At 67.7% G+C, this 22752-nt stretch carries 20 protein-coding genes; 12 read left to right on the top strand and 8 right to left on the bottom strand.

Translation table 11 applies throughout. From position 1 onward, the window contains the following. The first annotated feature begins 341 nt into the window (after positions 1-341). Positions 342-2966 carry a transglycosylase domain-containing protein gene (locus ABIE67_RS23705; RefSeq protein WP_370260565.1) on the top strand — a complete coding sequence of 875 codons (2625 nt, stop codon included), beginning with the start codon at positions 342-344 and terminating at the stop codon, positions 2964-2966. Positions 2967-3165: 199 nt separating this feature from the next. Further along, positions 3166-4668, top strand: a complete 1503-nt coding sequence (locus tag ABIE67_RS23700) for a glycosyltransferase family 87 protein (RefSeq protein WP_370260564.1) — start codon at positions 3166-3168, stop codon at positions 4666-4668. A gap of 94 nt (positions 4669-4762) precedes the next feature. Here ABIE67_RS23700 and ABIE67_RS23695 read toward each other — a convergent pair whose 3' ends face one another. The 3 genes from ABIE67_RS23695 to ABIE67_RS23685 form a co-directional block, all read right to left on the bottom strand. Then, positions 4763-5794 (bottom strand): alanine racemase, encoded by a 1032-nt coding sequence (locus ABIE67_RS23695; protein ID WP_370260563.1) that lies wholly within the window; start codon positions 5792-5794, stop codon positions 4763-4765. A gap of 98 nt (positions 5795-5892) precedes the next feature. After that, positions 5893-7011, bottom strand: coding sequence for a peptidoglycan bridge formation glycyltransferase FemX (femX, locus tag ABIE67_RS23690; RefSeq protein ID WP_128435528.1), 1119 nt, complete (start codon positions 7009-7011; stop codon positions 5893-5895). A 216-nt stretch (positions 7012-7227) separates the two neighbouring features. After that, entirely contained in the window at positions 7228-7536 is a 309-nt protein-coding gene (locus ABIE67_RS23685) for a hypothetical protein (protein WP_370260562.1), read from the bottom strand. Between the two features lie 263 nt (positions 7537-7799). Here ABIE67_RS23685 and rpsF point away from each other — a divergent pair, with 263 nt between their 5' ends. From rpsF to rplI, 4 genes are all read left to right on the top strand, one after another. After that, positions 7800-8090: a 30S ribosomal protein S6 gene (gene rpsF, locus ABIE67_RS23680; RefSeq protein ID WP_005482942.1), complete on the top strand. Its 291-nt coding sequence runs from the start codon at positions 7800-7802 to the stop codon at positions 8088-8090. A 68-nt stretch (positions 8091-8158) separates the two neighbouring features. Beyond that, complete coding sequence (locus ABIE67_RS23675; protein WP_370260561.1) at positions 8159-8755, top strand: single-stranded DNA-binding protein; 597 nt, start codon at positions 8159-8161, stop codon at positions 8753-8755. Between the two features lie 79 nt (positions 8756-8834). After that, positions 8835-9071, top strand: coding sequence for a 30S ribosomal protein S18 (gene rpsR / locus ABIE67_RS23670; protein ID WP_003949403.1), 237 nt, complete (start codon positions 8835-8837; stop codon positions 9069-9071). Between the two features lie 18 nt (positions 9072-9089). Beyond that, positions 9090-9536 carry a 50S ribosomal protein L9 gene (gene rplI / locus ABIE67_RS23665; RefSeq protein WP_234761503.1) on the top strand — a complete coding sequence of 149 codons (447 nt, stop codon included), beginning with the start codon at positions 9090-9092 and terminating at the stop codon, positions 9534-9536. A gap of 135 nt (positions 9537-9671) precedes the next feature. Here rplI and ABIE67_RS23660 read toward each other — a convergent pair whose 3' ends face one another. Next, complete coding sequence (locus tag ABIE67_RS23660; RefSeq protein ID WP_370260559.1) at positions 9672-11009, bottom strand: MATE family efflux transporter; 1338 nt, start codon at positions 11007-11009, stop codon at positions 9672-9674. A 459-nt stretch (positions 11010-11468) separates the two neighbouring features. Between ABIE67_RS23660 and dnaB the strand changes: the two genes are divergently transcribed. Then, positions 11469-12947, top strand: a complete 1479-nt coding sequence (dnaB, locus tag ABIE67_RS23655) for a replicative DNA helicase (protein WP_370260558.1) — start codon at positions 11469-11471, stop codon at positions 12945-12947. A 77-nt stretch (positions 12948-13024) separates the two neighbouring features. Then, positions 13025-14416: a serine hydrolase domain-containing protein gene (locus tag ABIE67_RS23650; protein WP_370260557.1), complete on the top strand. Its 1392-nt coding sequence runs from the start codon at positions 13025-13027 to the stop codon at positions 14414-14416. An 88-nt stretch (positions 14417-14504) separates the two neighbouring features. Here the strand turns inward: ABIE67_RS23650 and ABIE67_RS23645 are convergent, their stop codons facing one another. Together ABIE67_RS23645 and ABIE67_RS23640 are read right to left on the bottom strand one after the other, a co-directional pair. Continuing rightward, positions 14505-14957, bottom strand: a complete 453-nt coding sequence (locus ABIE67_RS23645; protein ID WP_370260556.1) for an N-acetyltransferase family protein — start codon at positions 14955-14957, stop codon at positions 14505-14507. A gap of 9 nt (positions 14958-14966) precedes the next feature. Next, entirely contained in the window at positions 14967-15425 is a 459-nt protein-coding gene (locus tag ABIE67_RS23640; RefSeq protein WP_370260555.1) for a MarR family winged helix-turn-helix transcriptional regulator, read from the bottom strand. 141 nt (positions 15426-15566) lie between these two features. On the opposite strand from ABIE67_RS23640, the gene ABIE67_RS23635 reads away from it, so the two are divergent. Continuing rightward, positions 15567-16778, top strand: a complete 1212-nt coding sequence (locus ABIE67_RS23635; RefSeq protein ID WP_370260554.1) for an MFS transporter — start codon at positions 15567-15569, stop codon at positions 16776-16778. Positions 16779-16919: 141 nt separating this feature from the next. Here the strand turns inward: ABIE67_RS23635 and ABIE67_RS23630 are convergent, their stop codons facing one another. After that, complete coding sequence (locus ABIE67_RS23630; protein ID WP_370260553.1) at positions 16920-18134, bottom strand: IS110 family transposase; 1215 nt, start codon at positions 18132-18134, stop codon at positions 16920-16922. A 238-nt stretch (positions 18135-18372) separates the two neighbouring features. Between ABIE67_RS23630 and ABIE67_RS23625 the strand changes: the two genes are divergently transcribed. Continuing rightward, a complete protein-coding gene (locus ABIE67_RS23625; protein ID WP_370260552.1) occupies positions 18373-18798 on the top strand; it encodes a heme-binding protein in 426 nt (141 codons plus the stop codon). A 129-nt stretch (positions 18799-18927) separates the two neighbouring features. Here ABIE67_RS23625 and ABIE67_RS23620 read toward each other — a convergent pair whose 3' ends face one another. After that, positions 18928-19794 (bottom strand): GNAT family N-acetyltransferase, encoded by an 867-nt coding sequence (locus tag ABIE67_RS23620; protein WP_370260551.1) that lies wholly within the window; start codon positions 19792-19794, stop codon positions 18928-18930. A 252-nt stretch (positions 19795-20046) separates the two neighbouring features. Between ABIE67_RS23620 and ABIE67_RS23615 the strand changes: the two genes are divergently transcribed. Both ABIE67_RS23615 and ABIE67_RS23610 read left to right on the top strand, forming a co-directional pair. Beyond that, positions 20047-20679: an HAD family hydrolase gene (locus ABIE67_RS23615; RefSeq protein ID WP_370260550.1), complete on the top strand. Its 633-nt coding sequence runs from the start codon at positions 20047-20049 to the stop codon at positions 20677-20679. A 413-nt stretch (positions 20680-21092) separates the two neighbouring features. Beyond that, complete coding sequence (locus ABIE67_RS23610) at positions 21093-22721, top strand: globin domain-containing protein (RefSeq protein ID WP_370260549.1); 1629 nt, start codon at positions 21093-21095, stop codon at positions 22719-22721. The last annotated feature ends 31 nt before the right edge of the window (positions 22722-22752 follow it).

The raw sequence follows: 22752 nt of genomic DNA, 5'->3' as shown, positions 1-22752 counted from the left end.
CTCGTCATATCTCGCGCTGATGTATCGACTCGATACATCAAGACGATAGAACGGCCTTCCGGACGCGACAAGTGGGGGAACGGTGAACGGGATCACATCAACGATTCATGTGGAGCGAGTTGCCTGATTTGGGGTGAAGTTCGGGGCTAGGGGGGCTTTGACGGTGCGTAGTCTGTGCGCCATGCACAGCACTGGGAACCGAGTGACGCCTGAGGGCGTCGTCGTCCTTGGTGCAGTACGGGTGAATGCGGAACCGACCGCATCCGTACTTCGGGGGGACCGGAAAACAGCCGCCGTTGTCAGGCGCGCAGGGGTGCGCCTGCCCGAGGAGTAGTCGTTCGATGAGCGAGCACCGTCGCAAACCGCCGCAGCCGCAGGGAGGCGGACGTGCCGCGGCCCGACGCGGCCAGGCCGGCTCGTCCTCCGGCCGCCGAGCGGCACCGCGAGGCGCCACCGGATCTCCTTCCGACTCGTACGGGTCGGGTCCCAGCGGTTCGGAAGGCGAGGAACGTCCGTACGGAGGACGCGCCGAGGCACGGCGCGCTGCCCAGAGAAGCGGGGGCAGTCGCCGTAGAGCGGCCGAACCGGGCGGGGGCCGCCGTGCCGCTCCCGGCGGGCCGAACGGGCCCGGGCGCGGCAGAGGCCGTGCGGCCCCGCCCCCCAAGAAGCGGTTCATCGACTATCCCCGCGCGGGCAAGTACGGCGCGGCGCGGTGGGTGCCGTCGTGGCGGCTCATCACGGGGATCTTCCTCGCTTTCATGGGCGGTCTGGTCACTGCTGCGGGCATCGGGTACGCCATGGTGGGGATCCCCAATGAGCAGGACACGGCCCTGGCGCAGAACAACGTCTTCTACTGGTCCAACGGCAAGCAGATGGCGTCGACCGGCGGTCAGACGAACCGCCAGCTCGTGAGCAACGCGGAGATCCCGAAGGAGATGAAGAACGCGGTCGTCTCCGCCGAGAACGCGTCCTTCTACGAGGACAGCGGCATCGATCCGGCGGGTATCGGACGGGCCCTGCTCAACATGGCGCGGGGCGGCGAGACGCAGGGCGGCTCGACCATCACCCAGCAGTTCGTGAAGAACACCTACCTGAGCCAGGAACAGACGCTCTCCCGCAAGTTCAAGGAACTGTTCATCTCCATCAAGGTCGGCCAGAAGCTGTCCAAGGACGAGATCCTCGCGGGTTACCTCAACACCGCCTACTACGGCCGTAACTCCTACGGAATCCAGGCTGCGGCCCAGGCTTACTTCGGCGTGGACGCCAAGGAGCTCAGCACCGAGCAGTGCGCCTTCCTCGCCGCCGTGCTGAAGGGGCCGAACTTCTACAACCCTGACGGCGGTGTGGGAGCAAACGCCTCGGCGGAGGCAAACACCAAGCGGGCCAAGGAACGCTGGTCGTGGATCCTGGACCGCATGGTCGAGGTGGGGCGTATGACGCCGGCCGAGCGCGCAAAGGTCGGCGGATTCCCCACGTTCAAGAGGCAGAGCTCGAACCTGTCCGGTCAGTCCGGTTATCTCATCGACATCGCCAAGGAGTACGTCGCCAAGAAGGCGGGGCTGTCCCCCGAGGACCTGGAGAAGGGCGGCTACCGCATCTACACGACCTTCGACAAGCAGAAGGTCAACGAGCTGGCGGCGGCCGTCGAGAAGACACAGAAGAGCTTCCTCGACCCCAAGAAGCGCGAGAAGGACAAGTACGTCCAGTTCGGCGGTGCGTCGGTCGACCCCAAGACCGGAGCGATCGTCGCACTGTACGGCGGCGAGGGCTACAACAAGGGGCACTACTCCAACAACGCCAACACGCTGGGTGTGCCGGTCGGATCGACCTGGAAGCCCATCGTGCTGGCCGCCGCGATGAAGTACGGGACCTACGAGACCAACGGAAAGCCGCTCTCGCCGTTGGCCAAGTACAACGGCAATGACCTCCTGGAGATCAAGGACCAGAACGGCGACCCGATCATGGGCAATGACGGAAAGCCGTTCCGCCAGAAGAACGAGGGCGAAACAGCCTGGGGCGACGTGACGCTCCGGAAGGCCATGGAGCAGTCGATCAACAGCCCGTTCGCGCAGCTGGGTATCGACGTAGGCCTGTCCAGGACTCAGGAGATGGCCAAGGACATGGGCATCTCAGAGGCCTTCTTCGACAAGGCCAACATGAAGAACGTGTCCTTCTCGCTCGGTACGTCGACCCCGAGCGCCATCCGGATGGCGGACGCCTACGGGAGCTTCGCCAACGACGGCAAGCACTACGAGCCGTACTCCGTCACCGAGGTGATCCATGACGGCAAGCCGCTCGAGGGGTTCGAGAAGCCCGAGCGGCAGAACGCCATGGAGCCGAACGTCGCGGCCAACGTGACGGACGTCCTGGAGAACGTCGTCCAGAACGGCACCGGCAAGAAGGTCGCGGACATCGGTTTCCCGGTGGCCGGCAAGACGGGTACGACCGACGAGAACAAGTCGGCGTGGTTCGTCGGCTACACCAGGGAACTGTCCACGGCCGTGACGCTGTTCCGCACGGACCCCGCCAAGGGCAAGCTGCTCTCCATGAACGGCACGGGTGGCGTGACGTCCATCCACGGTGGTGACATCCCGGCGCAGGTCTGGAAGGACTACATGGTCGAGGCCATGAAGGGAGTCACTCCCGAGCGCTTCCCCGAGGCCGAGCCCATCGGCGAGATCATCAACGACACTCCGACCCCGAGCGCGATTCCGACTCCCACGGAGACTGAGGAGGAGAGCCCGAGCCCAACGCCGACGCCCTCCGAGACGCTGCCTTCGCCGACCCCGACGCCGACCTCGACCTGTGACGAGTTCGACTGGCAGTGCAACAACGCCAACGGCGGACAGAACGGCGGCTCGGGCGGGGATACGACCGCGTCACCGACGCCCACGGAGACGGAGACGGACAACTCCGGAGGTAATGCCAACGGCAACGGAGGCATCTTCGGCGGCTCGTCAGGCTAGATCGACAGGCTCACGCGACACAGAAGGCCGGTGGCCGGCACCCACGAAGCAGGGTGCCGGCCACCGGCCTTCCTCGCCTCTACGGTCCGTCGGACTGCGGTCTGTTTCACGTGAAACGCCGGTTTCACGTGAAACACCCAGCCGCCGCAGGCTCCTCGTCCTCGCACCGTTCTCAGACTGGTACGGCAGGATGTGCCCCATGCCCAGTGCAGAGACGACGCCCAAAAGCGTGCACGAGCCCGACCCGGTGCGGCCGACCAAGGAAGACGAGGTCGCCGCGAACGGGAGTGAGCTGATCGGTGGCCCCATCGGACGGCGTGCCCTGCTCGGGACGTCCTGGTGGACTCCCGTGCGGATCATCGCGCTCGTGGCGATCGGCATGTTCGCCCTCGGCCTGGTCCAGAAGGCACCCTGCTACGACGGCGCCTGGTTCTTCGGCGCCAGCTCGCAGTACACGCATGCCTGCTACTCGGACATCCCGCACCTCTACCAGGGGCGTGGCTTCACCGACGGGCTGGTGCCGTACTTCGACAAGCTCTCCGGCGACATGGAGTACCTCGAATATCCGGTGTTGACCGGTGTGTTCATGGAGGTCGCATCCTGGCTCACGACCGGGAGCGGCACCATCCAGCACCAGGAGCAGTGGTACTGGATGGTCAACGCCGGAATGCTGATGGCGTGCGCGGCCGTCATCGCCGTCTGCGTGACCCGCACGCACGTCCGGCGCCCCTGGGACGGGCTGCTGGTCGCCCTGGCGCCCGCGTTCGCGCTGACCGCGACCATCAACTGGGACCTGCTCGCCGTCGCCCTGACGGCCGCCGCGATGCTGATGTGGTCGCGCGGCCGCGCCCTCGCCTTCGGCATCCTGCTGGGGCTCGCCACGGCCGCGAAGCTCTATCCCGTCTTCCTGCTCGGTCCGCTGTTCGTCCTGTGCTGGCGTGCGGGCAAGTGGCGGGACTTCGGTAGGGCGCTGGGCGGCACCGTTGTCGCCTGGCTGGTCGTGAACCTTCCGGTGATGCTGCTCGCCTGGGACGGGTGGTCGCAGTTCTACCGGTTCAGTCGGGAACGGGGCGTCGACTTCGGCTCCTTCTGGCTGATCATGGCCCAGAACTCCACCGATCCGCTGAGCACGGAGACCGTCAACACGCTCGCCACGCTGCTGATGCTGCTGTGCTGTGCCGGCATCGCCGCGCTCACACTCACCGCGCCGCGACGTCCGCGTTTCGCCCAGCTGGCCTTCCTGATCGTCGCGGCGTTCATTCTCACCAACAAGGTCTACTCGCCGCAGTACGTTCTGTGGCTGGTGCCCCTGGCCGCGCTGGCCCGGCCGAAGTGGCGGGACTTCCTCATCTGGCAGGCGTGCGAGGTGGCCTACTTCCTTGGCATCTGGCTGTACCTCGCGTACACGACCAGCGGGGACGCCCACAAGGGACTGCCGCCCGACGGCTACCACTGGGCCATCGGCATGCACCTGCTCGGGACGCTGTACCTGTGCGCCGTTGTCGTACGGGACATCCTCATGCCGGAGCGCGATCCGGTGCGCCGGACCGGCGAGGACGACCCCTCGGGCGGGGTCCTCGACAGGGCGGAGGACGTGTTCGTGTTCGGCCCTGCGGCCCATCCACCGCGGCACGCGGCCCACTTCGACGGGCCGTCTGTCGAGTGGGGCAGTCGGGGGGCGACGACCGACGGTTCGCTCTGAGCGAACAGGGCGTAAGAAGCAGACGTGAAAGGCCGTACACGGGCTCCTCCGTGTACGGCCTTTCGCTGTTACGGCGTTGTCGAGCGGCTGTCGCTCAGCGGTCGACGAGCCGGTCGAACTGCGTGGTGGTGTGGCGCAGATGGGCGACCAACTCGTCGCCGACCTTCGGCTCGGGCGCGTCCGCGGGGACGAAGAGGATGGAGACCTGCATGTGCGGCGGCTCGGCGAACCAGCGCTGCTTGCCGCCCCAGACGAACGGAGAAAGGTTCCGGTTGACCGTGGCGAGCCCGGCCCTGGCGACGCCCTTGGCGCGCGGCATGACGCCGTGCAGGGCCTTGGGGGCCTCCAGGCCCACCCCGTGCGACGTACCGCCCGCGACGACCACCAGGAAGCCGTCAGAGGCCGTCTTCTGCTGCCGGTAGCCGAAGCGGTCGCCCTTGGAGACGCGCGTGACGTCCAGCACCGCGCCGCGGTACTCGGTCGCCTCGTGGTCCCCCAGCCACAGCCGGGTGCCGATGCGGGCGCGGAAGCGGGTCTGCGGGAACTGCTGCTGCAGACGGGCGAGTTCCTCGGCCTTGAGGTGGCTGACGAACATCGTGTGCAGCGGCAGCCGGGCCGCACGCAGGCGGTCCATCCAGCCGATGACCTCCTCGACGGCGTCCGAGCCGTCGGTGCGGTCCAGGGGCAGATGGATGGCGAAGCCCTCGAGGCGGACGTTCTCTATGGCGGCGTGGAGCTGCGGCAGCTCGTGCTCGCTCACCCCGTGCCGCTTCATCGAGGACATCACCTCGATGACGACACGGGCGCCCACGAGGCCGTACACGCCGTCGACGGACGACACCGAGCGGATGACCCGGTCGGGCAGCGGCACCGGCTCCTCGCCGCGTCGGTACGGCGTCAGCACCAGCAGGTCACCGCCGAACCAGTCCTTGATGCGCGCGGCCTCGTACGTCGTGCCGACGGCGAGGACATCGGAGCCCAGGCGCGTGGCCTCCTCCGCCAACCGCTCGTGCCCGAACCCGTAGCCGTTGCCCTTGCAGACCGGGACGAGTCCCGGGAACTGCTCCTGCACGTGCTTGTGGTGCGCCCGCCAGCGCGCGGTGTCGACGTAGAGCGTGAGCGCCATGGCCGGACCTGGAACCTTTCTCGTGGCTGCGGTGTATCAGAGATATGGAAGCTATCGACGGTGCAGCTGTTGACGGTATCGAAGCAGAGAGCGCGAGGTCAGCGACGCGACATGTAGATGTCGAGCGCCTTGTGGAGCAGCTTGTTCAGCGGGAAGTCCCACTCACCGAGGTACTCGGCGGCCTGCCCGCCCGTGCCCACCTTGAACTGGATCAGGCCGAAGAGGTGGTCGGTCTCGTCCAGCGAGTCGGAGATGCCGCGCAGGTCGTAGACGGTGGCGCCGAGTGCGTAGGCGTCGCGCAGCATCCGCCACTGCATCGCGTTCGAGGGCCGGACCTCACGGCCGATGTTGTCGGAGGCGCCGTAGGAGTACCAGACGTGCCCGCCGACGATCAGCATGGTCGCCGCCGACAGGTTCACGCCGTTGTGCCGGGCGAAGTACAGCCGCATGCGGTTGGGGTCCTCGGTGTTGAGGGCCGTCCACATGCGCTGGAAGTACGACAGCGGGCGCGGCCGGAAGTGGTCGCGCACGGCCGTGATCTCGTACAGACGCTGCCACTCCGCCAGGTCCTGGTAACCGCCCTGGACGACCTCGACGCCGGCCTTCTCGGCCTTCTTGATGTTGCGTCGCCACAGCTGGTTGAAGTTCTTGTGGACCTCTTCCAGGGACCGGTTGGCCAGCGGCACCTGGTAGACGTAGCGGGGCTGTACGTCGCCGAAGCCGGCCCCGCCGTCCTCGCCCTGCTGCCAGCCCATACGGCGCAGCTTGTCGGCCACCTCGAAAGCGCGCGGCTCGATGAAGTCGGCCTCGATGTCACGCAGCCGCTTCACGTCCGGGTTCTGGATGCCCGCCTTGATGGAGGTGGCCTCCCAGCGCCGGATGATCACCGGCGGGCCCATCTTCACGGAGAAGGCGCCCTGGTGCTTCAGGTGCGCGAGCATCGGTTCCAGCCAGTCGGTCAGATTCGGCGCGAACCAGTTGATGACCGGGCCCTCGGGCAGATAGGCGAGGTAGCGCTTGATCTTGGGCAGCTGCCGGTAGAGGACGAGGCCCGCGCCGACGAGTTCACCGCTCTTGTCGAACCAGCCGAGGCTCTCCGAGCGCCACTCCGCCTTGACGTCAGCCCAGGCCGGGACCTGCATGTGGCTCGCCGACGGCAGGCTCTGGATGTATGCCAGATGCTGCTCGCGACTGATCGTCCTCAGGGTCAGGCTCATTCGGGGCGCTCCTCGGGCTGGTGTGTCCCCATGGGTACAGGGGCTCCGGCTCTCGCGGAAGCCTACTGCGCCTTGTGAGCGCCCCGACTGGGCGTACGGAAGCTTCGCCCCGGCCTTGAGGGCCACCGAGGCGTTCGAGGGTGTTCTATGCGGTGTTCTGCCGGTCTTCGGAGGGTGGTCCGTGGCCGGCGCGGGGAGGGCGTTGGCCCAGGCGCGTCAGAAGCCGCCGAAGAGCCCGCCGTGCGCCATTCCGAGGAAGAAGCCGACTCCTGAGGCACCGAGACCCACGATCAGGCCGAAGCGCTCTCGGGTCGTCACCGAGATCCACTGGCCGTACGCCCCGGTGAGGATGCCGACCAGACCGGTCCAGGAGCTGAGCAGATGCAGATCGTGGAACTGGGCTGTGACGAAGGACGTGATCCCCAGTACCAGGGTCACCACGAGCAGCGTGTCCTGGAGGGGATGGGGCTTTCCGTCCGTGGCGAAGAGGCCTCCGACGGTGTTGGGTCGCAATGCCTGTGCCATAGGGCACCTCCTGCGGAAGGCGGCGCATCGTAGCGCCATACACACCCGATGAGTACAGATTGTGGGCGACAGCGGCCGGATTTCAACCGGACGTCGGTGTGCGGGTACTGTGTACCGTCTGCACCGGTGTCTGCCCGGGCCAGCTCGGGGAACCGCGAGGTCACCCCCGATTGTCAGTGGCGGCCGATACCGTTGCGTACGCATCACGACCCTCCTGCCACGGAACGACCGTGGCCGCTGAGTCCAAAGGAGGTGGGTTCCACATGCGTCACTACGAGGTGATGGTCATCCTCGACCCCGATCTGGAGGAGCGCGCTGTCGCCCCTCTGATCGAGAACTTCCTCTCCGTCGTCCGTGAGGGCAACGGGAAGGTCGAGAAGGTCGACACCTGGGGCCGTCGTCGTCTCTCGTACGAGATCAAGAAGAAGCCTGAGGGCATCTACTCGGTCATCGACCTGCAGGCCGAGCCTGCGGTCGTCAAGGAGCTCGACCGCCAGATGAACCTGAACGAGTCGGTCCTCCGGACCAAGGTCCTCCGTCCCGAGACCCACTGAGCTCCGCTCAGCTGATCCCGGGATTCGAGTAGTAAGCAGCCAGAGCAAACCCGCCGAGAGGTTCCCCCATGGCAGGCGAGACCGTCATCACGGTGGTCGGCAATCTTGTCGACGACCCCGAGCTGCGCTTCACCCCGTCCGGTGCGGCGGTCGCGAAGTTCCGTGTCGCGTCCACTCCCCGTACCTTCGACCGCCAGACGAACGAGTGGAAGGACGGCGAAAGCCTCTTCCTGACCTGCTCGGTCTGGCGTCAGGCGGCGGAGAACGTCGCCGAGTCGCTCCAGCGAGGCATGCGCGTCATCGTGCAGGGCCGGCTGAAGCAGCGGTCCTACGAGGACCGTGAGGGCGTCAAGCGCACGGTCTACGAGCTGGACGTCGAGGAAGTCGGCGCCAGCCTCCGCAACGCGACGGCCAAGGTCACCAAGACCTCCGGTGGCGCTCGCGGTGGCCAGGGTGGTTACGGCGGCGGTGGCGGCCAGGGTGGCGGCGGCTGGGGCGGTGGCCCCGGTGGCGGCCAGCAGGGCGGCGGCGGTGCTCCCGCCGACGACCCGTGGGCGACCGGCGCTCCCGCCGGTGGCCAGCAGGGCGGCGGCGGTGGCGGCGGCTGGGGTGGAAACTCCGGCGGCAGCAGTGGCGGCGGCTACTCGGACGAGCCCCCCTTCTAGGCCAGCGGGCCGGCCAGCGGGCCGGTGCGGGTCAAAGGGCGGTCGTACCCAAACTTCTTGATCACACAGGAGAAACACCATGGCGAAGCCGCCTGTGCGCAAGCCTAAGAAGAAGGTCTGCGCTTTCTGCAAGGACAAGGTCACGTACGTGGACTACAAGGACACGAACATGCTGCGGAAGTTCATTTCCGACCGCGGCAAGATCCGTGCCCGCCGCGTGACCGGCAACTGCACGCAGCACCAGCGTGACGTCGCCACGGCCGTGAAGAACAGCCGTGAGATGGCGCTGCTGCCCTACACCTCCACCGCGCGATAAGGGAAGGGTGACCGACACATGAAGATCATCCTCACCCACGAGGTCTCCGGCCTCGGTGCCGCGGGCGACGTCGTCGACGTCAAGGACGGTTACGCTCGCAACTACCTGATCCCGCGGAAGTTCGCTATCCGCTGGACCAAGGGTGGCGAGAAGGACGTCGAGCAGATCCGTCGTGCTCGCAAGATCCACGAGATCCAGACCATCGAGCAGGCCAACCAGGTCAAGGGCCAGCTTGAGGCCGTCAAGGTCCGTCTGGCCGTCCGCTCCGGCGACGCCGGTCGTCTCTTCGGTTCCGTCACCCCGGCCGACATCGCTTCCGCGATCAAGGCTGCTGGTGGTCCCGAGGTCGACAAGCGTCGCATTGAGCTCGGTGCGCCGATCAAGACCCTGGGCGCCCACGAGACGTCCGTGCGTCTGCACCCCGAGGTTGCCGCCAAGGTCAACATCGAGGTCATCGCGGCCTGATCGCCGCGCTCGGCTTGAACAGCTGAGAGAAGGGGCCGTACCCGCTGGGTACGGCCCCTTCTCTGTGTGGGCGGCGTCGAGGTGGGATCACGGCCAGTCCGTTTCACGTGAAACAGCGTGTTTCACGTGAAACATTCAGCGCGTCGCGCCCGTGACGATCCACCGGCCCGAGCGGGTGCGCAGCCAGAGCGTCAGCATGCGTACCGTCATCATCAGCGTCATGGCTGCCCAGACTGCGGTGAGGCCGCCGCCGAACACGGGGATGAGTAGTGCCACCGGGGTGAAAACCACGAGGGTGAGCACCATGGCCCATGCGAGGTAAGGGCCGTCGCCTGCTCCCATCAGGACGCCGTCCAAGACGAAGACGATGCCGCAGATCGGCTGGGAGAGCGCCACCATGAGCAGGGCGGGCAGGGCCGTGCCCTGGACGACCGAGTCGCTGGTGAACAACGGCAGGAACACTGGCCGCGTGATCACTACAAGCAGTCCGAGTGCGACGCCGGCTGCGATGCCCCACTCCACCATGCGGCGGCAGGCGGCGCGGGCGCCCTCGGCATCGTCGGCCCCCAGGTACCGGCCGATGATGGCTTGCCCGGCGATGGCTATGGCGTCCAGGGCGAAGGCGAGCAGGCTCCACAGCGACAGGATGATCTGGTGGGCCGCGATGTCGGCGTCCCCGAGGCGGGCCGCGACGGCCGTGGCAATCATCAGGATCGCCCGCAGCGAGAGCGTGCGGACCAGCAGGGGTACCCCGGCCTGTGCGCAGGCCCTTATCCCCGCCGCGTCGGGGCGCAGGGAAGCGCCGTGCTCGCGCGCGCCGCGTACGACGACCACGAGATAGACCGCGGCCATGCCGCACTGGGCGATGACGGTGCCCCAGGCGGATCCCGCGATACCGAGGTCGGCGCCATAGACGAGGCCCACGTTGAGGACGGCATTGGCCACGAAGCCCGCTCCGGCGACATAGAGCGGTGTCTTGGTGTCCTGCAGTCCGCGGAGGACGCCGGTGGCGGCCAGTACGACGAGCATGGCCGGGATGCCGAGTGCGGAGATCCGTAGATAGGTGGTTGCGTACGGGGCCGCTGTGTCCGAGGCGCCGAAGAGTTCCACGAGGGATGGTGCGGTGGGCAGGATGACCGCGACGACCACGGCGCCGAGAAGGAGGGCCAGCCAGATACCGTCCATGCCCTGGCGGATGGCGGCTTGGAGGTCGGCGGCGCCTACGCGTCGGGCAACGGCCGCTGTGGTGGCGTAGGCGAGGAAGACGAAGACGCTGACGGCTGTCATGAGGAGGGCCGAGGCGACCCCGAGACCGGCGAGCTGTGCGGTGCCGAGATGGCCGATGATCGCACTGTCGGCCATGACGAAGAGGGGCTCGGCGACGAGTGCACCGAAGGCCGGGACGGCCAGGGCGACGATCTCTCGGTCGTGCTGTCGCCGGGCGGCCTTGGGAGTCGCGGGAGCCTGTGTCATGGCCACCAATCTAATCGTCCACAGGTAAGAGATGCAATGGAGTACTGCCCCTTACTGATCGTCTCGTGGTGTGTGCTTCCGCGCACTGTTCGAAGGGATCTTGGTCCGACTGGGAAAGTTTTTCTTCTGCACAGCCAGTGGACGGCAAACAAGCAGGTCAGAGGCGGTGTGTGGCAATCGGTAGGAGCTTGTTCACAGGGCTGTCCACCGTGTCGTGCACAGGTTTTGCGGAGTTCTCCACAGCATCCGGGCCGTCGTCCACATGGCCTGTGGATAACCAGATTGGCTGACGGTGCCCGCAGGCCTACCGTTGTCCGGCGCCCACTCCGTCTGTCGGCCGGGAAACCCTCACAAAACCGACGTGCCAGAACCGGAGTTGGGCCTCTTGATTGTCAGTGGCGTGCCGTAGAACTGAGGGGCACGGCGAGGTCCGCTCGGCGGACGGGAGGAGGTGGCTCGGTGAGTATTTCCGAGCCCTTGGACGACCCGTGGGCCGACAGCGGTCCAAGTGATCGTCTGCCCGCCTCCCGTCGGCGTGACGACGGCGGCCGGGGACGCGACGAGCAGCACGATCGCGGCCGGGACAATGGCCGGTGGGACGGAGACGGTTCGGCCTTCGAGCGGGTGCCGCCGCAGGATCTCGACGCCGAGCAGTCCGTCCTCGGCGGCATGCTGCTGTCCAAGGACGCCATCGCCGACGTGGTCGAGGTCCTCAAGGGCCACGACTTCTACAAGCCCGCGCACGAGACGATCTTCCAGGCGATCCTCGACGTCTACGCCAAGGGTGAGCCGGCCGACCCCATCACGATTGCCGCCGAACTCACCAAGCGCGGTGAGATCAACAAGGTCGGCGGCGCCTCCTATCTCCACACCCTCGTCCAGACGGTGCCGACGGCGGCGAACGCCGAGTACTACGCGGAGATCGTGCACGAGCGCGCGGTCCTGCGCCGTCTCGTGGAGGCCGGTACACGCATCACCCAGATGGGATACGCGGCCGACGACGACGTCGACGAGATCGTCAACCGTGCCCAGGCAGAGATCTACGCGGTCACCGAACAGCGCACCAGCGAGGACTATCTGCCGCTCGGCGACATCATGGAGGGCGCGCTCGACGAGATCGAGGCGATCGGCTCCCGCACCGGCGAGATGACCGGTGTGCCCACCGGGTTCACGGACCTCGACTCACTCACCAACGGCCTGCACCCGGGCCAGATGATCGTCATCGCGGCTCGTCCCGCCATGGGTAAGTCCACGCTCGCGCTGGACTTCGCACGGGCGGCATCCATCAAGAACAACCTGGCGAGCGTCATCTTCTCCCTCGAAATGGGGCGCAACGAGATCGCGATGCGTCTGCTGTCGGCCGAGGCGCGCGTGGCCCTGCACCACATGCGCTCCGGCACCATGACGGACGAGGACTGGACCCGCCTGGCGCGCCGGATGCCGGAGGTCTCGGCGGCGCCGCTCTACATCGACGACTCCCCGAACCTGTCGATGATGGAGATCCGAGCGAAGTGCCGTCGGCTGAAGCAGCGCAACGACATCAAGCTTGTGATCATCGACTACCTGCAGCTGATGCAGGCCGGTGGTTCAAAGCGTTCCGAGAGCCGTCAGCAGGAGGTCTCGGACATGTCCCGTAATCTCAAGCTCCTTGCGAAGGAGCTGGAGGTCCCGGTGATCGCGCTTTCCCAGCTCAACCGTGGTCCCGAACAGCGCACGGACAAGAAGCCGATGGTGTCCGACCTGCGTGAGTCCGGCTCCATCGAGCAGGACGCCGACATGGTCATCCTGCTGCACCGTGAGGACGCCTATGAGAAGGAGTCGCCCCGCGCCGGCGAGGCGGACATCATTGTGGGCAAGCACCGTAACGGCCCTACGGCGACGATCACGGTTGCCTTCCAGGGCCACTACTCACGATTCGTGGACATGGCGCAGACCTGATCGGGGACCGCGACGGGGGTGTGAGCTTCGCGGTTATACGCTCGACTCCCCTATGGCCGACGGGGTGGACTGGGGGCATGACGACACCTCAGGAAGAGCTTCTCCCCGCCACCCGCCGGGCGCTGCTGCACCGTATCGCCGTGGCTCAGGCCGAAGGACGTGCGCCCTCTCTGGTCGCCGTGGTCGTACGGGACGGCCAGGCGGTGTGGCACGGCTCGCGTACCTCGATGGACGGGCACGCGCCGGACGAGAACGTGCAGTACCGCATCGGCTCGATCACCAAGACCTTCACCGCTGTTCTCGTCCTGCGACTGCGGGACGAGGGCCTGCTGGACCTCGGTGACCCGCTGGAGAAGCATCTGCCCGGCACCGGCGCCGGGGAGTCGACGATCGCCGAACTGCTGGCGCACACCAGCGGGTTGGCGGCTGAGGCACCGGGATCCTGGTGGGAACGGACCCCCGGATCCCTACGGCCCGAGCTCTCCGACGTCCTGGGTGAACAGCCCTTTCTGCATCCGTCCGGCCGCCGCTTCCACTACTCGAACCCCGGCTACACGCTGCTGGGCGCACTGGTCGAGAAGTTGAGAGCAGCTCCGTGGGAGGACGTGCTCCGGCGTGAAGTGCTCGAACCCCTGGGGCTGAGCCGGACGAGTACGCGACCGCAGACACCGCACGCGGGCGGCTGGGCGGTGCATCCATGGGCCGACGTGATGCTTCCCGAGCCCGTCGAAGACCTCGGCCGGATGGCATCGGCCGGTCAACTGTGGTCGACGACCGACGACCTGGCCCGGTTCGCGACCTTCCTGATCAACGGCGACGACCGTGTACTGAGCGCCGAGTCGCTGCGGGAGATGAGGACACCGGCGGCTCCGCCCGAGGCGGCGGATGTGGCGAGTGGCTATGCGTACTGCCTGGGCCTGGAGATCCGGCACCAGGACGGCAGGACCCTCGTCGGACACACAGGCTCTCTCCCGGGCTTCCTCGCCTGCCTCATGGTGAGTGTGGAGGACGACCTGGCTGCCGTCGTCATGGCCAACTGCACATCTGGGCCCTTGGTGTTCTCGGTCGCCGCCGATCTCGTGCGTATCGTCGCCGACGCCGAGCCGCACATTCCCGAGCCATGGCGCCCGATGTCCGAAGCCGGATCGACGCTCCTGGATTTGGCCGGCCAGTGGTACTGGGGGACGCATGCCTTCGCCCTGCGACTGGCCGCGGACGGACTGCTCTCGCTGGAGCCGTTGTCCGGCAAGGGCCGTCGCTCGCGATTCCGGTCAAACGGTGACGGTACTTGGACGGGCTTGGAGGGCTACTACGCCGGAGAGCTCCTGAGGGCCGTACGACGCCCGGACGGGGCGGTGGACCATCTGGACCTCGGATCGTTCGTCTTCACACGTCAGCCGTACGACGAGGGGGCTGCCGTCCCGGGCGGAGTGGATCCGGACGGGTGGCGGGGGAGCGGCTCGTTCTGACGGTCCCTGCGTCGTCGGCTATCGCTGCGGGCGGTGAGGCGCCTGTTTCACGTGAAACAGGCGCCTCACCGTATGGCGCCTTGCCGTGTCACAGCTGGAGCTTGAAGCCCACATGCGAGGCCGTGAAGCCAAGACGCTCATAGAAGCGGTGGGCGTCGGTACGGGTGTTGTCGGAGGTCAGCTGCACCAACTGGCAGTTCTGACGCCTGGATTCAGCGACCGCCCACTCGATGAGTTGTGTCCCCAGGCCGCTGCCGCGCTCATCGGCGTGGATGCGTACGCCTTCGATGATGGAACGGGTCGCGCCCTTGCGGGACAGCCCGGGAATGACCGTGAGCTGGAGCGTGCCGACGACGCGGCCCTCGCGTACAGCGACCACCAGGTGCTGGTTCGGGTCACTGCTGAGCCGTTCCAGTGCGGCCAGGTACGGCGTCAGGTCGTCCGGTGACTCGCGCTGGGCGCCCAGTGGATCGTCCGCGAGCATCCCGACGATCGAGGGGATGTCATCGGCGACGGCGGCTCGTATCTCAAGATCTCCCATGATCGCACCCTATGCGGGTGCCGGGAGCGACTCCACGACGCGGACCAGCGGGGCGAGTTCGGGGTTCTTCGCGGCTTCGTCGAGGGCTTGGCGCAGGGCCGTGTCGTTGGTGGGGCGTGCCTCTTCGAGGAGGGTGAGTCCTGCTTCGGTGACGTCGGTGTAGATGCCGCGGCGGTCGGTGGGGCAGAGGTAGCGGGAGAGCAGGCCGCGGTCTTCCAGGCGGGTGACGAGGCGGGTGGTGGCGCTCTGGCTGAGGACGACGGCGTCGGCGACCTGCTTCATCTGCAGGTGGCCGCCTTCGCCGTCGTGCTGGCGGCTGAGGACGTCGAGCAGGGAGTACTCGCGCACGCTCAGGTCGTGCCCGGCCTGCAGGGCCCGCTCGATGTGTGCCTCGATCCTGCCGTGCAGCAGGGAGAGGGCGCACCAGCCCTGGGCCAGCGCGGTGAGCGCGAGGTCCGTCGCTGTCATCGCGTAGTCCTTCGTCACGGAGCGGCTGAAGCCAGAGTAGAGCAGGGACGCAATAGCCTGCGCTCGCAAGTATGAAGCGTCTGCAAGTATTGTCTCCACACGTAAAGCGCTCCTGCAATCTTCGGGAAGGTGCATCCCTTTATGCCTCTCGCGCTTCTGGCCCTCGCGATCGGGGCCTTCGGAATCGGCACGACCGAGTTCGTGATCATGGGCTTGCTGCCCGAGGTCGCGGGCGACTTCGGGGTCTCCATCCCCACCGCAGGCTTTCTGGTGACCGGCTACGCGCTCGGCGTGGTCCTGGGCGCTCCCCTGATGACCGTGCTCGGTACCAAGGTCTCCCGCAAGCGGATGCTGATGCTGCTGATGGGACTGTTCATCGTCGGCAATCTGCTGTCCGCACTCGCCCCCGCCTTCTTCGTCATGCTGATCGGCCGGGTCGTCGCCTCGCTCGCCCACGGCGCCTTCTTCGGCATCGGCTCGGTCGTCGCGGCCGAGCTGGTCGCCCCGGACAAGAAGGCCGGGGCGATCGCGATGATGTTCACCGGTCTGACCGTCGCCAATGTCGTCGGCGTCCCGCTGGGCACGCTCGTCGGGCAGTCCATCGGCTGGCGCGTCACCTTCGGCATCGTCGCCGCGCTCGGCGTCGTCGGACTTGCCGGCATCGCCAAGCTCGTCCCCGACCTGCCCAAGCAGCAGGGCGTACGCCTGCGCCACGAGCTGGCCGCGTTCAAGAACGCCCAGGTCCTGCTCGCCATGGCGATGACGGTCCTCGGCTTCGGCGGCGTCTTCGCGGCCATCACCTACATCGCGCCGATGATGACGCATGTCGCCGACTTCGCCGACGGCTCCGTCACCTGGCTGTTGGTCCTGTTCGGGCTCGGCATGGTCGGAGGCAACCTCGTCGGCGGCAAGTACGCCGACCGAGCGCTGATGCCCATGCTGTACATCTCCCTGGGCGCCCTCGCCGTCGTGCTCGCGCTCTTCACGCTCACGGCCCACAACAAGGTCCTCGCGGCCGTCACCATCGCGCTCATCGGCGCCCTGGGCTTCGCCACCGTTCCCCCGCTGCAGAAGCGCGTCCTGGACCAGGCACACGGCGCCCCGACGCTGGCCTCGGCCGTGAACATCGGCGCCTTCAACCTCGGCAACGCCCTCTCCGCCTGGCTCGGCGGCATCGTCATCGCCGCCGGCTTCGGCTACACGTCCCCCAACTGGGTGGGCGCCGCCCTCGCCGCGGCCGCGCTGCTGCTCGCGTTCCTCTCGGCCGCACTGGAGCGCCGCGCCGGAGCGTCTTCCAGCACCGTCGTCACGGGTGCTGCGTCTCTCGAGCAGCGAGCCGTCGTACACCACTGAATCGAGCCGTGTGCGGGTCAGGGCCGCCCCGCACATCCGGCCCCGCAGCAGCCCCCAGGCAGTCCACCTCAGCTCCCCACCCCCGCAAGGAGATTCCCAATGATGCTGTCAAGCCGTCGTGAGAGGCTCGCGGGAGCTTTCTCACGCCGCGGCAGCAGCTGGTCCAGGCAGGCAGGCGTCGAAGTTCCGGCCGTCGCGTATGAGGGCCCAGAGCACGTTCAACCGACGTCTGGCGAGGGCCAGGATCGCCTGCTTGTGGGACTTCCCCTCATCGCGCTTGCGCCGGTAGAACGCCTTGGAGACGGGGCAGCGCATGACGGCGACCTGGGCGGAGAGGTAGAACATCCGCAGGAGTCTTCGGCTGTAGCGGTGTGGTCGGCGGAGGTTGCCGCTGATCTTGCCCGAGTCCCGCGGGACGGGTGCGAGGCCGGCGACGCCGGCGAGGCGGTCGGGGCTGCCGAAGGCAGCCATGTCGCCGCCGGTGGCAGCGATGAACTCGGCACCGAGCATGTCGCCGATGCCGGGCATGCTGGTGATCACTCCGGCGTCGGGATGCTCGCGAAACCGGCCCTCGATCAGGGCTTCGAGCTCGGCGATCTCCTGGTCGAGGGACATCACCTCCCTGGCCAGGGTGTGGACCATCTTCGCAGCGGTCTTCTCCCCGGGGACAGCAGTGAACTGGGCCTCCGCGGCGGTGACCGCGGTCACCGCCGTGCTCCTGGCCGTCGCGTTGGTGCGCACGCCGTGGTTCTTGAGCCAGGTCGCCAGCCTGGCCCTGCCGATCCGTCGCAACGCGGCCGGAGTCCGGTAGCCCGTCAGCAGGATGAGCGCACTCTTGGACTCGCTGTAGTCGAAGGCCCGCTCCAGTGCGGGGAAGTACTCCAGCATCTGGGCGCGGAGCCGGTTGATCGCGCGGGTGCGGTCGGCCGACAGGTCGATGCGTCGGGCGGTCAGAATCCGCAGGTCCACCGCGGTCTCGCCGGTCTCCTGAAGCGGTTGCAGGTCACGGCGCATGCGGGCGGTGTCGGCGATGACGAAGGCGTCCTTCGCGTCCGTCTTCCCGCTGCCCCGGTAGGCGGCCGAGGCATGGTGCACCGTCCGGCCGGGGATGTAGAGCAGCTTCTGACCGTGGTTGACCAGGAGCGCGATCCACAGGGCGGCCCCGCCCGCGTTCAGGTCGACAGCCCACGTGACCGGATCACCGTCGGCCAGCTCCAGGACGTCGCCGAGCAGTTCCAGCAGTTCGGTCTCGTTGTTCGGCACGCGGCGGGAGAGCACCGTCTTCCCGTCCGTGTCGATCGCCGTGCAGTGGTGCTCGGCCTTGCCCGCATCCGTCCCGGCCCACAGTTCGGGCACCAGGTCCTCCTCCGTCAACGCGCCTGTCTTCGTTTCCAGCAGACGACCTCGCCGACGTGTCCATACGAGCGATCGGTTCGCGTATCCCAATTAGCGGTCGAGTCGTCGCGGGCGCTGGGCGGCCAATCTCCTTGAGCCACGACAACGGCTACACCATGACAGCCATACCCAGCGCCCCTGGGTGCTCCGATCTTACGAATGACCCGAACATCCCTACGAAGAAAGGTATGGAATCCCCATGAGCAGCACCGTCCTCGCCGTCGCCCCCTTGAGCACCCAGGACGCCGACCTCCTCGTTGCCGCCGCCCACCGGGCTGCCGAAGCCGCCGGGGTGACGGTCAGCGTCACCATCCTCGATGCCGGAGGTCATCTGCTCGCGTTCCGACGGGACGACCGGGCTGTGCTGATTTCCGGGGAGACCAGCACCCGCAAGGCTTACACGGCACTCCAGCTCGGCGCCCCCACCGCCGATCTCGTCGACGCCGTACAGCCCGGTGGCCTCTTCCACACCCTGCCCACCGCCCTGGACCGGCCGCTGCTCTTCATCGCGGGCGGTGTGCCGATCCATCGGGACGGCCGGCTGATCGGCGCGATCGGGGTGGGCGGCGGCGCGCCGGACCAGGACCATGAGTTCGCGTCGGCCGCGATCGAGGCACTCGCCTGACGGCAGACTTGGTACGCGTGACGGCGGACCTCCGTATCGCCTGACGGCATCCCCGCGTAGATGAGGAAACGCCGGCCCCCGACCGGGCTGGCGTTTTTCCATGAGGGGCTCAGCCCGCTGCTCAGTGCCTCAGCCCGCCGCGACCGTGAGCGGAGCGAACCGCCGGGTCCAGTCGCCGGGCAGTTCCGAGATGCCGGACGTCATGACCGCGTTGAAGCCGACGGATGCCAGGCTGTGCGCCTTCGCCCAGGTCAGCAGCTCCTCATGGCGTACGTCGATATCAGTGCGCAACGGTCGGTCAGTGTGGGCGGCGAGGGACGCGATGAGCGCCTGCGCGGTTGCCGTGTCGCGGGCGACCAGCGGGCCCACGACCTGGGTGGCCATATTGGGCCAGGCGCCGGCGTAGCCGATGATCCGGCTGCTCTCCTCGGCGACGCGCAGCTGGTCCACGAATGCGGGCAGCCGCGTGATGATGTGCGTGCGATCGGCGCCGAACACCTCCTCGTCGAGCCGAAGGATCGCGCTGAGGTCTTCAGCGTTGGCCGAACGCGTGGTGACCGAGGGCTCCGGGGCGCCGGGCCTGAAGTGCCCGACGACCATTTCCGCCCGGCCGGTGACTTTGAAGCCGAGCTCCTCGTAGAGCGGCCGGCCGTACGGCGTCGCGTGCAACGTCAGCGGGGTCGTACTCATCGCGGAGATGACGTGCTGCATCAGCCGGCGTCCGATGCCCTGGCGGGCATGACGTTCCGCGACCAGGACCATGCCGATGGCCGCGAGGTCGGGGCGGTCCCGCGGTCCGTACTCCGTGACGACGCAGGCGCTGACGAGCCCGCCGGCGGGGTCGTCGATCCCGTAGCCCTTCCCAGCTGTCAGAAGGAACCCCCACTTGTGTTCCTCACGGGGCCAGCCCCGATCCTCGGACAAGTCAGCGCAGGCGTTGAGGTCGCGAGGCGTCAGACGGCGGATGGGCAGAGCGGCGAGGGAAGGAGTCGGCACGCAGGTCAGGCTGTCTGACGACTGCCCTGGTCGTCCAGCCGTTTCCAGGGAGACGTACGAGCTTTTGGCCATGCCATGGCCCACCGAGCAGCGTGCCGACGGACGCTGGGTGTTTCACGTGAAACATGGACGAACGTCGGGCGGCCATCACGTGTGTTCGGCGAGCCGGCCTCCGAGAGGTCCGGCGACGGTCGGGCTGTCACCGATCTCCGCCCGGGGGAGCGACAGCATGCCCCGTTAGCCTCATGGCCCATGGCGAGACTTCACCTCTTCGACCTCGACGGCACGCTCCTGCACGGAACGTCGGCCCCCGTGGAGATCTCACGGCAACTCGGGCTGGAAGCGGAGACCGTGGCGCTCGACCGGGAGATCTCGGCGGGGCTGATCGGGCCTCCGGAGTATGCGAGGCGGGTCCATGCGCTCTGGATGGATCTCACCGAGGCCCATGTGGCGGCCGCTTTCGAGGGTGCTCCCTGGCTGACCCGGATCCGTGAGGTCTGGGCGGAGATCAGGGGACAGGGCGACTACTGCGCCGTCGTATCCCTCTCACCCTCCTTCTTCGTGGAGCGGCTGACGGGCTGGGGCGCGCACGCGGCGTACGGTTCCCGCTTTCCAGTCGTGCCGTTCACCCAGCCCGTCGACCCGGCAGGAGTTCTCAGCGCCGCTGCCAAGGTGCGGATCGCCGACCGGCTCTGCCAGGAGTTCGGCGTGACCCGGGCCGAATGCGTTGCCTATGGCGACTCGCTGTCGGACAGAGATCTGTTCGATGCCGTACCGGTATCCGTCGCCGTCAACGCGGACCGTCATCTGGCCGGACTCGCGACCCACTCCTATATGGGGATGGATCTGTGGGAAGCCTATGAATTGGTACGCAGCAGCCGGTAATTGAAGGAATTGCCCCTTCGTCCCCTCGCCCAGTTAGTGAGGGATGAAGGGGGGACTTGTGATCGGGGCAGCGGCCGGTATGGTCGACTCCGGTTCGTGTCCGAGCTGTGATGGAGGCTCACGGCGCGGACCGAGCGCAAGGCAATGCAGCCTAACGGGACGGAGAGATCGAAGACCCGCGTTCTCGGTTATGCGGCCAGGCGTTCCTGCGCGATGGGATGCTGCGGTGAGAACACTGCGGCCAATGTCACACTCTCGCCTTACTTGTCCGTACCGAGTGTGGATACGGGTTGAATGTGGCCGTATTGGTTGCGGCAACGAACGGGGAATGCAAGCCGTCGCGGGGGAAGCAGGCACCTTCCGATCGAGGAAGTGCGCAGACCGACCGAAAGATGTTCGAGGCGAGGCACACCATGGACGCTCCGACCACCACGTCGGCCGACAACGGCACTTCCGGCGGCGGGGGCGGCTGGTTCACGCCGCGCAAGCAGCCGGCGACGACCCCGGGCAGTGAACAGGAGACGGCCGAGGGCAGCCGCCTGGCAGCGATGCGCCCGGTGGGCAGGGCGGCGACAGGCGACGACACGGCCCCGCCGCCCCGGGACGGCACGCAGCCCGCTCCGACGGCCACCCCGGCACGGCCCACCCCGGCGGCCGCCGAGCCCGCCTCCGCCCCACCGGACCCCGCTGGACGCCTGGCCCCGGAGCGAGAGGCGCCAGCGGCGATACCTACCCCCGGCGCGGACGCTCCGAGCCCTATATCGCCCACGCTGTCGACGCCCGCCCACGCCCCGTCCCCAGGGCAAGCGCCGCGAGCCTCCGCCCAGGCGATCGCAGCACCGCCGGAGATATCGGGCCTCACCGCCCTCGCCCCGCCCTCCTCACAGGTACACGTGCCGGCCCAGCGCCCGGCGTCGGCCCAACCCGTCTCCCCCGACGCCGTCCTGATCCGCCGGACGATGGCCGAGATCGGCCCCGTGGCCGACAAGGTCACCTCCTACTTCTACGCGCTGCTCTTCGTACGCCACCCCGATCTGCGGTCCCTGTTCCCGCCTGCGATGGACACCCAGCGGGACCGGCTGTTGAAGGCGCTGCTCACTGCGGCCGAGCACATCGACAACACCCCTGTTCTCGTCGACTATCTGCAGAACCTCGGCCGCGGTCATCGCAAGTACGGCACCCGGGCCGAGCACTATCCGGCCGTCGGCGAGTGCCTCATCGGCGCGCTGAGTAAGTACGCCGGCGGCGTCTGGGACGGCGAGACGGAGGCCGCCTGGGTCCGGACGTACACGACGATCTCGCAGGTCATGATCGACGCGGCGGCGACGGACGAACTGCGCGCCCCCGCCTGGTGGTACGCGGAGGTCGTGTCGCACGACCTCAGAACGTCGGACGTAGCGGTCCTCACCGTCCGCCCCGACCAGCCCTATCCCTTCCTCGCCGGGCAGTACACGAGCCTGGAGACGCCCTGGTGGCCCAGGATCTGGCGGCACTACTCCTTCGCCTCGACGCCCCGCTCGGACGGCCTGCTGACGTTTCATGTAAAGGCCGTGCCCGCCGGTTGGGTCTCCAATGCGCTGGTGCATCGCGCCCGGCCGGGGGACATCATCCGGCTCGGGCCGCCGGCCGGTTCGATGACCGTGGACCACACCTCCGACAGCGGTCTGCTCTGTCTGGGCGGAGGCACCGGCATAGCGCCCATCAAGGCACTGGTCGAGGACGTCGCCGAGCACGGCGACCGCCGACCGGTGGAGGTCTTCTACGGCGCCCGCACCGACCAGGACCTGTACGACATCGACACCATGCTCAGGCTCAAGCAGACCCACCCCTGGCTGGAGGTCCGCCCGGTGGTGGACCGGCACGGACTGCTCCAACTTCCCGAAGCCATACGCCAGTACGGGCCCTGGTCCGAATACGACGCCTACGTCTCCGGGCCGCCCGGCATGATCCGAAGCGGCGTGGACGTGCTGCGAGACGTAGGCATCCCGTCCGAGCGCATACGCCATGACTCGGTGGAGGAGCTCGTCGTCATCGGGGACTGACGGAGCCGTCGTCGCAGTCGAGGTCGACGGT

This window comes from Streptomyces sp. V4I8, assembly GCF_041261225.1.
GTDB lineage: Bacteria > Actinomycetota > Actinomycetes > Streptomycetales > Streptomycetaceae > Streptomyces.
The sequence above is the reverse complement of the archived record's forward strand: the minus strand, read 5'-3'. Positions and strand labels throughout refer to the sequence as shown.